At 72.1% G+C, this 12,208-nt stretch carries 6 protein-coding genes; 2 read left to right on the top strand and 4 right to left on the bottom strand.

Translation table 11 applies throughout. From position 1 onward, the window contains the following. Positions 1–145: 145 nt before the first annotated feature. Entirely contained in the window at positions 146–4,222 is a 4,077-nt protein-coding gene (locus OV427_RS22770; protein ID WP_267858249.1) for a putative Ig domain-containing protein, read from the top strand. Between the two features lie 28 nt (positions 4,223–4,250). On the opposite strand, the gene OV427_RS22765 is transcribed toward OV427_RS22770, so the two are convergent. The 3 genes from OV427_RS22765 to OV427_RS22755 all read right to left on the bottom strand — a co-directional run bounded on the left by OV427_RS22765 (position 4,251) and on the right by OV427_RS22755 (position 6,574). Further along, positions 4,251–4,802, bottom strand: coding sequence for a hypothetical protein (locus tag OV427_RS22765; RefSeq protein WP_267858248.1), 552 nt, complete (start codon positions 4,800–4,802; stop codon positions 4,251–4,253). A gap of 187 nt (positions 4,803–4,989) precedes the next feature. Beyond that, the gene (locus OV427_RS22760) at positions 4,990–5,748 is read right to left on the bottom strand and encodes an SIMPL domain-containing protein (RefSeq protein ID WP_267858247.1); all 759 of its coding nucleotides are present in this window, start codon (positions 5,746–5,748) and stop codon (positions 4,990–4,992) included. 178 nt (positions 5,749–5,926) lie between these two features. After that, a complete protein-coding gene (locus OV427_RS22755) occupies positions 5,927–6,574 on the bottom strand; it encodes a hemerythrin domain-containing protein (protein ID WP_267858246.1) in 648 nt (215 codons plus the stop codon). A gap of 436 nt (positions 6,575–7,010) precedes the next feature. Between OV427_RS22755 and OV427_RS22750 the strand changes: the two genes are divergently transcribed. Then, entirely contained in the window at positions 7,011–7,985 is a 975-nt protein-coding gene (locus OV427_RS22750) for a PDR/VanB family oxidoreductase (protein ID WP_267858245.1), read from the top strand. 7 nt (positions 7,986–7,992) lie between these two features. On the opposite strand, the gene OV427_RS22745 is transcribed toward OV427_RS22750, so the two are convergent. Then, positions 7,993–12,096 carry a two-component regulator propeller domain-containing protein gene (locus OV427_RS22745; RefSeq protein ID WP_267858244.1) on the bottom strand — a complete coding sequence of 1,368 codons (4,104 nt, stop codon included), beginning with the start codon at positions 12,094–12,096 and terminating at the stop codon, positions 7,993–7,995. Positions 12,097–12,208 lie beyond the last annotated feature (112 nt).

Raw genomic sequence — 12,208 nt, 5'->3', positions numbered from 1 at the left:
TTCGTGCGCTCGACAGTGGAAGCGAAGCACGGATAGGCTCAACTCTTCAGATGGGTAGGCGGCGACCCTGGCCCCCCATTCGTCCAACACAGTACAGTGACGCCCTTTTCTTCCGTGGGCCCTGCCGTGCCGGGCCGGAGTTTCCATGCGGTTTCCCCGCGCCCTGTCGCTGCTGATCGCCCTCCTCCTCACCGCGTGCCCGGGCTCTTCGCCCGTCAACCCGCTCGTTCCCCTCACGGACGCGGGTTCGGACGCCAATGACGGGGGCGATTCGTCCCTCACGCTCACCACCGAAGCGCTCCCGGCTGCTACCGTCTCCCAGCCCTACCGCGTCACCCTCGCCGCCTCCGGCGGCTCGCCCGCGTACTCGTGGCAGCTCGTCCAGGGCGCCCTGCCCGCGGGCCTGTCCCTCTCCAGCTCGGGCGAAATCGCCGGCACCCCCTCCGCACAGGGCTCCACTTCCTTCACCGTCGAGGTCCGCGACTCCTCCGGCCGGTCCGCTCGCGGGACGCTTGGCATTGACGTCCTCGGCTCCGGCTTCGAGGTCGCCACCTCCTCGCTCCCGGATGCGTACCTCGGCAGTGAGTACACGACGCTGCTCTCCGCCTCCGGCGGCACGGCCCCGTACATCTGGGTCCTCGCTAGCGGCTCGCTGCCCTCGGGCCTGCGCCTGGGCGCGAATGGCCGCTTCGCTGGCGCTCCCGTGGGCTCCGGTACCTTCGCCGTCACCCTCAGCGTCCAGGACTCCTCCGGCCTCTCCGCCCAGCGAGACTTCACGCTTTCCGTCTTCGCGCCCCCGTCCATCTCCAGCGCTACGCTCGACCTCGCCGTCATCGGCGCTCCCTACTCCGCTTCCCTGAACGCCAGCGGAGGCAAGGCCCCGCTCTCCTTCCGCATCGCCTCGGGCTCGCTGCCGGAAGGGCTCCGGCTGGAGGGCGGCTCCGTGCTCGGCACCCCCACCGCTGCGACCACCGCGTCCTTCACCGTCGAGGTCCAGGACCTCAACGACCGCGCCGCGTCCGCCTCCTTCCAGCTCACCGTTCGCGGCGGCCTCACCGTCACCCCCACCACCCTGACCGACGCGTACACCGATGCCCCCTACGGACATGGCCTCTCCGCTGCCGGCGGTCAGCCTCCGTACACCTGGGCCCTCACCCAGGGCTCGCTGCCCTCAGGCCTTTCCCTCTCTGGCTCGGGCACCCTCGAGGGCACCGCTTCCACCGCCGGCACCGTCTCCTTCACCGTCCGCGTCACCGACTCGCTGAGCGCCACCGATACGCGCGCGGTGTCTCTCACCACGTACCCGCCCCCCTCGCTCGCCGCCGTGCCCGCCCAGAGCGCCTATGTCGGTGACAGCGTCGCGCTGCCGTTCTCCGCTTCCGGCGGCAAGGCTCCGTACCTGTTCACCGCCTCGGGCGTGCTCCCTTCCGGGCTCGCGCTCGCGGAAGAGGGGCTCCTCCATGGCAGGCCCGCCCAGGCAGGTGTCTTCAACTTCGACGTCAGCGCTCGTGACGCCAACGGCCGCGCCGCCCCGCGCGCCGTGTCCCTCACCGTCCTCGCGCTCCCCTCCATCACCACCACCACGCTTCCGGATGGCGACCCGGGCAAGGCGTACTCCACCCGCCTCGCCGCCTCGGGTGGCCGGGCCCCGCTCACCTGGTCCCTCGCTTCCGGCTCCCTGCCCTCGGGCCTGTCGCTCGCGTCCGACGGCACGCTGAGCGGGACGCCCTCCGCCGCGGGGGCTTCGTCCTTCACCGTTCGCGTCACCGACGACGGCGGTCGCACCGACAGCCGTGCGCTGTCCCTCACCGTCTACGCTCCGCCCACCGTCACCACCAGCTCGCTCCCCGACGGGTACGTGGGCGGCACGTACACCGCCAGCCTCACCGCCACCGGGGGACGCGCACCACACACCTGGTCCATCGACTCGGGCGCCCTGCCCCAGGGCCTCACCCTCACACAGAGCAGCGGCGCCATCTCCGGTACCCCCAGCGGAAGCAACGGAGTCTTCTCCCTCACCGTCCGCGTCACCGACAGCGGCGGGCGCACCGCCACCCGCGCGCTCGCGCTCACCCTGTACCGGCTGCCCACCCTCTCGGGCCCGCCCCTCCAGCTCGACGGTTATGTCTCCGAGCCCTTCAGCGCCGTGTACTTCGCCAGCGAGGGGAAGCCGCCGTACACCTTCTTCACCCCGAGCCCCCTGCCTGGCTGGCTCGTCCTCACCAGCGTCGGCGAGCTGGCCGGCACGCCCCTCACCCCGAGCACCACCTCCGGACAGGTCGGCATCTCGGACGCCAATGGCCGCACCGCGTCGCGCGCCTTCGCGCTCACCACCTTCCTGCTCCCCACTGTCACCACCAGCTCGCTCCCCGAGGGCCGGGGCGGTGTGTCCTACTCCGCCTCGCTGCTCGCCTCCGGCGGCAAGGCCCCGCTCAGCTGGAGCATCTCCTCGGGCTCGCTGCCGACGGGACTCACCCTGTCCGGCACGGGGAGCATCAGCGGCACACCCGCCAGCGGCACCACGTCGTTCACCGCGCGCGTCGCGGATGCCAACGGCCGCGTCGCGCTGCGCACCCTCACGCTGCCTGTCTATGTCCCGCCGCTCGTGACGACGGCCTCGCTCCCCGATGCCGTCCGGGGCCAGCCCTACAGCGCCACGCTCACCGCCTCCAATGGCCGCGCCCCGCTGTCCTGGAGCCACACCGGCTCGCTGCCCGCGGGACTCTCGCTGTCGTCCTCGGGAGTCATCTCCGGCACTCCCACGGCAGGCGGCCCCGCGAGCTTCACCGTCTCCGTGCAGGACGCCGAAGGCAACGGTAACTCCCGCGCGCTGTCGCTCAACGTGCGCGGCGCGAGCGCTCCGCTCACCGTGGGCCAGTGGAACCTCGAGTGGTTCGGCGCCCCCAACCAGGGGCCTCCGAACTCCACCTCCGACGGTGGCACTCCCGACGACCTGCAGATTGCCTACGCGCGCGACGTCATGCGCGACGCGGGCGTCAACGTGTGGGGACTCGTGGAGATGGTGGACACCACGGACTTCGCCACCCTCAAGGCCCAGCTTCCCGGGTACAGCGGCTTCCTCGCCAACGACGTGTCCTTCGTCCCTGGCGGCTCGTCCTGGTACAGCGCCGGTGAGCAGAAGCCCGGCATCCTCTACGACAGCACCCTCACCTGGCGCAGCGCCCAGCTCATCCTCACGACGCAGGCCGCCGACTTCGGTGGCCGCCCGCCTCTTCGCGTGGACTTCACCCTGCGCGTCGGCGCCACGGACGTGCCCCTCATCGTCATCGTCCTCCACATGAAGGCGTTCGATGACGAGGTCTCCTACGGGCAGCGGCAGCGCGCCGGCACCGCGCTCAAGAGCTACCTCGACACCGCCATGCCCTCAGACCGGGTGCTCGTCGTCGGCGACTGGAACGATGACGTCGACCGCTCCATCACCCGCGGCAATGACGGCCTGTACCTCGCCAGCCCCTTCGAGCCCTTCGTGCTCGACACGTCCCACTACACCTTCATCACCCGGCCGCTGTCGCTCGCCGGGGAGCGCACCACCGTCTCGTACCGCGAGGCCATCGACCACACGCTCGCCACCAACGAGATGGCCGTGGACTACCTGTCCGGCACCGTCCGCGTGCTGCGCCCCGACAGCTGGATTCCCAACTACGGCAACACCGTCAGCGACCACTACCCCGTCGTCAGCCAGTACGACCTGGGCGGCGAAGGCGACTCGGGGACCCCGTCCACGCCCATGCTCTTCATCAACGAGGTCCTCGCCAACGAGCCCGCCGGTGATGGCGGCGTGGGCGACCCCCACTTCGAGTTCATCGAGGTCCTCAACTCCGGCGCCTCGAACGCGGACCTGTCCGGCTGGAGCCTGTGGGACTCGGCCGTCGTGCGGCACGTCTTCCCCTCGGGGACGTCGCTCGCGCCGGGCCGCGCCTTCGTCGTGTACGGCGGCCCCCGCGGGTTCGAGCCCGGCACCCCCAACACGCTGGCCGCGTCCACCGGACAGCTCGGCCTCAACAACGATGGCGATGTCCCCAGCCTCCGCGCTCCCGACGGCGGCATCGTGGACATGGTGGGCTACGGCAGCACCATCGACAACGTGTCCATCAACCGGATGCCGGACGCCGTGCCCGACGCGGGCTGGGTTTCACACACCACGCTCAACCCGGGACTCGGCTCCTCCGCGGGCCGGCGCGCGGACGGCGGCGCGTTCTGACGCGACACCCCGCGCGCAGACACGGCGCTCAGCGCAGCGGCGCGGCCTCTTCGCCCCGCGGCGTGCGGCCCTGGCCAGGACGCGTGTCCGGCGCTGGCAGCACCTCCACCTGGCGCGCCACCTGACCGCCGGGGCCCTCGTCGTAGCTCACGCGGACCGTGTCGTCCTTGCGCATCGAGCGCAGCGGCACGACGTCCTTCCCCATCACGAGCCGCGTGTCCGGGCTCACCTCGAAGTCGTGCTCCCTGCCATCCGCGTCGCGGATGAGGAGCTCGTCGTCTCCGACCCACGCCACCTGGCCCTGCACACTCTTCACGGACTCGGGACGGCCCGAGCCTCCCTGTCCCTGCTCCGGCTGGGGCTCGGGCGGGACGGGCTGGGGCGCCAGCTCGGAGGGACCCTTCAGGTCCTCCGGCTCCGGTGCCCGTTCCTTCGAAGCCATGAGCCCCCGCAGGACGTCGGAGCGTCCTTCTCTCTCGCCCGCCGAAGGACCTGCCGGCCCCTCGGCCTCGTTCCGGCACCCCAGCGACAGACTGCCCACCACGAGCGCCACGAACATCCAGCCGCGTCTGCCGGTCATCGTCCCCTGCCCTCCTGCCCGTGCAAGAAGTCCGAGGGCCCGGGCCCGCGCGGGCCCGGCTTCCCTCCCCTCCGCAGCAAGATGCGAACGGTCCAGGCGGCCGAGAACCCAGGTGCTCCATCCCTCCCGGCCCCCAGGGAGGTCAGGCAGGCAGTGGAGCACCGTGCCGCCCGCCCGGTGAGCGCGACTACTTCGCGGACTCGATGACGTAGATGAGCGTCACCTTCGCCTGCACCGTCTGCTCCTCCGGCTGGATGGGCGTCGTCGTCGCGCGGGCATCCGCCATCTCCGCCATCGCCAGCCGTGCCGGGTACAGCCTGGGGGGCTCCGTCACCGTGCTCGCGTCCAGCACCGCGCCCAGCTTCACGTTCAGCGCCGCCGCCAGCACCTCGGCGGACCTGCGCGCCCGCGCCACGGCCTGACGCAGCGCCTCGCCCTGCACCGCGTCCTCACGGCTCAGCCCGAAGCGCACCTGGTCCACCCGGTTCGCTCCCGCCGCGAGCGCCTGGTCCAGCAGGCTTCCCACCCGCGACAGCTCCGTCACGTGCACGCTGACCACGTTGCTCACGCGGTAGCCCTTCAGCTTCGGCTCCTGCTCGTTGGGCGCGGGCGGCGCGTACTCCGGGTACACCGAGTAGTTGCGCGTCTGGATTTCCCGCCGCGCAATCCCCGCGGACGTCAGCGCCGCAATCACCTTCTCCATCCGCTTCGCGTTCTGCTCGCCCGCCGCCTTCGCGTTCGGCGCCACCGTCTCCACCGCCAGGTCGATGAAGGCCTCGTCCGGCTGCGCCTTCACCTCGCCCGTGCCCTCCACTCGAATCGTCCGCACGGCGGTGTCCACCGGCGGGCGCGGCTGGGACACGGGCTCGGGCTGCGCGGAGGCCACCAGGCTGGTGAGCAGCAACGCGGTGAGGAACAGGGAACGGACAGGTCGGGCAGCAGGCATGGCGCTTCCTCGGGCGTGGGGGTCGTGATGCGACGTCCTCACCCCATGGGACGGCAGGACACCGCGCGGCATTCACTCCGCCACGGTGCCCCCTTCCACATGCCTGCCCCATGCGTGCGGCCACGCGCCGGAACCGCCGGCCCATGGCGCGCGTCTCAGCAATCCGCCCGGCTCCCGCTCACGGGCTCGCCGCGTCGCCGCCCGCCTCGTACGCCGGGCGAGGCTCCTGCTTCGGGCTCGGACCGAGCCCGGCCACCGAGCGCACCTTCGTGGTCGCCTTGCGGCGCGCGGCCCGCAGCGCGTCCCGGCCGATGTCCATCACCGCCGACACCGCGCCCGCCACCAGGTTGGCCGGCGGCGTGTCCGGCGCCAGCGGGTGCGGCCGCGTGGGCGCCGCCCTCTTCGCCATCTCCAGCACGTCCCCCATCGTCCGCAGCTCCTGCGGTCGGAAGGCCTTCTTCACGGCCGGGAAGAGCTCGCTCTCCTCCTCCACCACGTGCGCGCGCACGCTCTCCATCAGCACGTGCACCTTCGCGTCGAAGCGCTCCGCCTCGGGCGGCATCGCGTCCAGCTCCGCGAGCACCAGCTTCACCACGTGGTGCTGCTCCAGCGCGTTCAGCACGTCGCTCCCCAGCTCCTCCGCGCGCGCGCGCACCGCCGGGTAGAAGACCTGCTCCTCGATGGCGGCATGCACGGACAGCTCGTGCACCAGCTGGTCCACCAGCTTCCGCTTCAGCTTGTGGGCATTGGGGCCCGCCTTCTCGTACTTCCGGAAGAGCTGCTCCACCGTCTTGTGGTCCGCCTTCAGCAACGCGATGGCATCCATGGAAACCTCCTTGAAGTCGTGAGGCCGCGCATCCCCCCGCCGAGCGCAGGACTCCTGGCGCAGCGCGGCACGCCCAGGATGGTGGGGATGGCGCCTCCCGCATGCCGGGGTGGCTCGGGGATGGCCCGCTGCTCCGCATGCCCGGCAGGCGGCCGGGCGGCACCCTTCCGATCCACCCTCCTCCAAGACCGGCCCCGCGTGCCCCTCCGGGAGGCGCGGGTGTCACGCAGGCGTGCCGCGCTCCGCGCCGGGCTCCACGAGCAGCGGGGTCTTCAGCCCATTTCACGGGCCCTCAAGGAGTTGCAGCGCCTTGAAGCGGACGAACACCCTGTACCCTGGTGCAATCACCGCTCGGACGGCCGCTGACCAATGTCCGGGGCGCCCTGACCGGGTGGCGGCGTCCCGCCGGCGGCGAGCAAGGGGAAGGGGAGACACCGTGGCGAATGACACCCTGCGGGTGCGGGTCGCGAGCATCACTCGCGAGGCAGAGGACATCCTGTCGTACGAGCTGGTCTCCGAGGACGGAGGCGCGCTGCCCGGATTCGAGGCCGGTGCCCACCTTCAGGTCAGCGTGCCAGGGCCGGGCGACTTCGTGCGCTCGTACTCGCTCTGCAATGACCCGGACGAGACGCACCGCTACGTCATCGCCGTGCACCTGGATGGCAGGGGGCGCGGTGGCTCGCGCGCCATGCACGAGCGCGTCCACGTGGGCGACGTGCTCGAAGTGGGCGCGCCCAACAACAACTTCCCCCTGCTCTTCGCACGCAGCTACGTGCTGGTGGCGGGCGGCATCGGCATCACCCCGATGCTGGCCATGGTGCGGATGCTCGAGCGCACCGGGGCGAACTACACGCTGCACTACTGCTGTCGCACGCCCGAGCGCACCGCCTTCCGCGAGCTGCTCTCCACCGCGCCCTTCGCGGACCGCGTGCGCTTCTACTTCGACGGTGGAGACCCTTCGAAGGGCCTGGACGTGAAGGCGCTGCTGGCCACTCGCGGGCCGGGGGCGCGCCTGTACTGCTGCGGCCCCACGGGCCTGATGAAGGCCGTGCGCGACGCCGCCACGCACCACCGCTGGCCCTGGGAGAAGGTGCACTTCGAGTCCTTCACCGCCGAGGGCACCGGCGCCGCCACCGGCCAGGTGGACTCCGACTTCGAGGTGTCCATCCGCAGCACCGGCCAGGTGCTCCACGTGCCCGCCGGGCAGTCCGTGCTCAACGTGCTGCGCCGCAACGGGGTGCGCGTGGAGAGTGACTGCGAGGCCGGCTCGTGCGGCACGTGCCTCACCCGCGTCTGCGACGGCCAGCCCGAGCACCGCGACACGTTCTTCCAGCAGGAGCCCGCGGGCGACAAGCGCATGCTCGTCTGCGTGTCTCGCGCCCGCTCCAAGCGGCTGGTGCTGGACCTGTAGCCGCGGGCTACGCGGCCCGCTCGGAGGCCGCGCGACGGACGCGCGCGACCTCGGAGCGGATGAGCGTGCGCAGGGCCTCGGGGTCGAAGGGCTTCTCCACGCGAGGGTTCTCCACCCGCTCCAGGAACGTGCGCGCGGCCGGCGTGAAGGCCCCGCCGGTGATGAAGACCACCCGCTCGGCGACTCGCGGTGCCGACCGCTGCAGGGCCTCGAACAGGTCCATGCCCGTCATCTCCGGCATCATCAAGTCACAGAGCACGATGTCGTAGCGCAGCTCCGGCCCCGTCAGTTGCGCCAGGGCCTGCCTCGCGCTCACCAGCACCTCGACGTCGTTCTCTCGCGACAGCGTGCGGCGGATGGCTCCGCTCACCAGCGCATCGTCGTCCACCACCAGCACGCGGCCACGCGCCGGCTCGGGGCTGTCGCCGAGGGCCTGTCCCGCAGTGGACTCTGGCGGCGGCGTGTCCGTGCGGGACTCGCGGGGAGGCCCCTGCACGCCCGGAGCTTGCGCTCGCGCCACTTCGTGGAGGGCTCTCGCGGAGGGGGCGACCTCGGCCGCCGAGCCCGAAGTCCGCGGCGCGGTGGCTCCGGCATCCACGCTCGAGGGGGGAGGGCTGGGGGGAGTGGTGGCCACCGGCACGGCGGGCGGCGACATCGAATCACGTGCGGTGCCTCGCCCCGGCACGGTGGTGGATACGGACTGCGACTCGCGCGCGGTGCTCCAGCCCTGCATGGCGGGCACTGTCTGCGACTCGCGCGTGGGGCCCTGTACCTGCACCGGCTTGGGCTCCAGCGCGGGGCCCTGCACCTGCACCGGCTTCGGCTCCAGCGCGGGGCCCTGCACCTGCACCGCTGGCAGCACCCCTGATTCGCGGGTCCCGCGCGGCACCTGCGCCGCCGGCACCGCCGTGGACTCGGCGGGCGCTCGCCTGAGCGTCACGCGGAACACCGCGCCCCGGCCCGGCTCGCTCTCCACGGAGATGGTGCCGCCCATCGCAGACACGTACGCGTGGCACAGCGACAACCCCAGCCCCGTGCCCACCCCCGGCGGCTTCGTCGTGTAGAACGGGTCGAAGATGCGCCCGAGCGCCTCCGCGGCGATGCCGATGCCCGTGTCGCGCACCTCCGCAATCACCATCCCATTCGGCGCCAGCCGCGTGACGAGCCGGACCTCGTTCTCCTCCGCCCGCCCCTCCGGCAGCGCCTGCGCCGCATTGATGAGCAGGTTCAGGAACACCTGCGCCAGCCGCGCCTCGTTGCCCTCCACCTTCGGAACGTCGCCGTACTCCCGCACCAGCTTCGCGCGCGGGCGCAGCTCGGCCATCGCAATCTTCACCGCCGAGTCCAGCACCGCGTGCAGGTCCACCGGCCCCTGCTTCTCGTCGTCCGGCCGGGAGAAGGTCTTCAAGTCCCGGACGATTCGCCGCACCCGGTCCGCGCCGTGCAGCGCCTCGCGCAGCGCCTGGCTCACCTCGCGCAACCTCGGCCCCGCGCCCCGCGTCTCCCCCAGCTCTCGCGCGAGCGCCTCCGCCTCCTCGCTCGCGTGCTCCAGGTTCGACACGATGTACGCCAGCGGGTTGTTGATTTCGTGCCCCACTCCCGCCGCGAGCTGCCCCACCGCCGCCATCCTCCCCGCCTGGACGAGCTGCGCCTGCGTCTGCCGCAGCGTGCGCATGTGCGCCTCCAGCTCCTCGTTCGCCCGCGCCAGCGCCCGCGTGCGGTCCTGCACCCGCTCCGCCAGCCACCGCTCGCGCGCCTTCAACTGCCCCACGCGCAAGAGGTACACGCTCACGCCCAGCAGCCCCGTCCCCAACACGCACAGCAGCCAGAACCCCGTGCGCTGCCAGAGCCTCGGCTCCAGGACCACGTCCAGCACCACCGGCTCGGACCAGGCGCCGTCACGGCCCTCCGCCTGAACCTCGAAGTGGTAGCTCCCCGGACGCAGCCCCGTGTACGTGGCCATGCGGACTTCCGCGTTCACCCAGCCGTCGTCATGCCCCTTCAGCCGGTAGCGGAAGCGCAGCCGCGCCGCGTCCACCGGCGAGAAGGCGGTGAAGCGAATCTCCAGCCGCGAGCCTCCCGACGGCAGCTCCACCCGCCCCTCCACCGGCACCGGCTGGCCCTGCACCCGCACCTCTTCAATCCGCACCTCGGGCGGCTGACGGCTCGCGCGCACGCGCACCGGGTCCACGACAATCGCGCCACTCAGGTTGGCGAACCACAGCCGCCCGTCCTTCGTCCGCCAGCCGGACGGCTGCGTGTTGCCGTTGCACTCGGCGCTGCGCATGCCGTCACGCTGGTCGAAGTCCAGCGACACCACGCGCTGGCGCTTCTTGGCCGCCACCTCCTCCAGCTCACGCCGCGACACGCGGGACACGCCCTTGTTGCTGCTCATCCACAGGTGCCCGTCCCCGTCCGGAACCAGGCTGAACACCGCGTCGTCGTACAGCCCCTGCTGCACGGTGAAGCGCGCCCACTTCTCGTCGCGCCACCGCCCCAGCCCCGTCTCCGTGCCCACCCACAGCGTGCCGTCCTCGTCCGCCAGCAGCGCCAGCACCAGGTCTCCCGGCAGCCCGTCCTTCTGCGTGTACTGGCGGAAGCCCTTCTTGTCTCCCTCCCAGCGCATGAGCCCCCCCTCCGAGCCGAACCACACCTGCCCCTGCACGTCCTCGGTGATGACGATGACCGGGTGGGTGACGCCCTGCTTCGCGGTGTACGGCGTGGCGTTGCCCTCGTGGATGCGCACCAGCCCCGACTGCGTCCCCACCCAGGTGTCGCCCCGCGAGTCCACCAGGATGGCCGTCACCACTTCCTGGGGCCCGCCCTGCTCGCGCGGCAGCTTCGTGAAGCGCTTGCCGTCATACCGGTACAGGCCCCCGACGGTGCCCACCCACAGCGTGCCGTCCGCGGCCTCGTGCAACGCGGGGATGACCTTCTCCGCCAGCCCCTCCTCCGCGCCCACGTGGCGGAGGACGCCGTTCTCCAGGCGGTACAGCCCGGCGCCCACGGTGCCAATCCACATCGTCCCGCGCCGGTCCTCCAGCACGGCGCTGACCGTCCCCTCCGGGTCCAACCCCTCCGGCAGCCCGTAGGTGGAGAACGAGCCGTCACGCAGGCGGAACAGCCCCGAATACGTGCCCACCCACAGGTGCCCGTCCCGGTCCTCCAGCAGGGACAGCACCTCGGCCTCCACCAGCCCGGTGCCGGGCACCGGCTCGCTGAAGCCGTCCGCGGAGTGACGTACCAGGCCACCGCGGCGCGTGCCCACCCAGAGCGTGCCGCGCGTGTCCGTGAACAGCGCGGTGACGGAGGTCGCCGGCAGTCCGTCGTCCGTCGTGAAGCGCCGGGCCACCGTCCCGTTCCACGAGACGAGCCCCGAAATCGTGCCCACCCACAGCACGCCCGACGAGTCCCGGCTCAGCGCCTGGATTTCCTGACGCGGCTTCGGCCCCGGAATGGCGAAGGTGCCGTGCTCCACCTCGCCGCCCACCACCCGCGCCAGCCCCTCCGCCGTGCCCACCCACACCGAGCCGCCCTCGCCCTGCGTCAGCGCGGTGACGTTCGAGTTCGGCAGGCCCTGCTCCACGGTGTACTGGCGCGCCGCCCCGTCTCCCAGCGGCACCTGCCACAGGCCCACGGACGTGCCCACCCACAGCACGCCCTCGCCCACCAGCAGCTCCTCCACCTTCACGCCGTCCAGCGGCGCGGCCGCGCCCGGAGCGCGCTCGAAGCGGCCGTCGCGGTACGCCACCAGGCCCTGCTCGGTGCCCACCCAGAGCGTGCCCGACGCGTCCTCCGCGAGCGCCTTGATGGTGTGATTGCGCAGCTCCTCCGTGTTGCGCTTGTCGAAGACGACGAAGCGCGCCCCGTCGAAGCGCACCAGCCCTTCCCACGTGCCCAGCCACAGGTAGCCGTCGCGCGTCTGCGCCAGCGACAGCAGGCTGTTCTGCGGCAGCCCGTCGTCGCTGCGCCACGAGTCCTGGCTGAACTGCGAGACGCGGCGCTCCGGGTCCAGGGCCATGCCCGGCCTCGCGAGGAGGAGCCCCGCGAGGAAGAAGAGCCCGATGAGCCCACGCCACCCGGCGTGGGGTCTGTACCCCGGAATGCACATGAGGCCCCTAGTGTCCGGCAGAACCGGTCGGGAGGCCAAACGCGGTACGTCTCACCCCAGGTGGAACGTTGAGTGGTGCAGCCTTGGCGGCAGCGGCGGGGGCGCGACCTCC

The sequence above is a fragment of the Pyxidicoccus sp. MSG2 genome, assembly GCF_026626705.1.
In the GTDB taxonomy this organism is placed as follows: Bacteria; Myxococcota; Myxococcia; order Myxococcales; family Myxococcaceae; genus Myxococcus.
Note: the sequence above shows the minus strand (reverse complement) of the source record. Positions and strands in the feature narration are given on the sequence as shown.

Coding starts and splice junctions, on each gene's coding strand:
- OV427_RS22760 (WP_267858247.1), bottom strand. CDS start 5,748: ATGCCTGCTGCCCGACCTGTCCGTTCCCTGTTCCTCACCGCGTTGCTG.
- OV427_RS22755 (WP_267858246.1), bottom strand. CDS start 6,574: ATGGATGCCATCGCGTTGCTGAAGGCGGACCACAAGACGGTGGAGCAG.
- OV427_RS22765 (WP_267858248.1), bottom strand. CDS start 4,802: ATGACCGGCAGACGCGGCTGGATGTTCGTGGCGCTCGTGGTGGGCAGT.
- OV427_RS22745 (WP_267858244.1), bottom strand. CDS start 12,096: ATGTGCATTCCGGGGTACAGACCCCACGCCGGGTGGCGTGGGCTCATC.
- OV427_RS22770 (WP_267858249.1), top strand. CDS start 146: ATGCGGTTTCCCCGCGCCCTGTCGCTGCTGATCGCCCTCCTCCTCACC.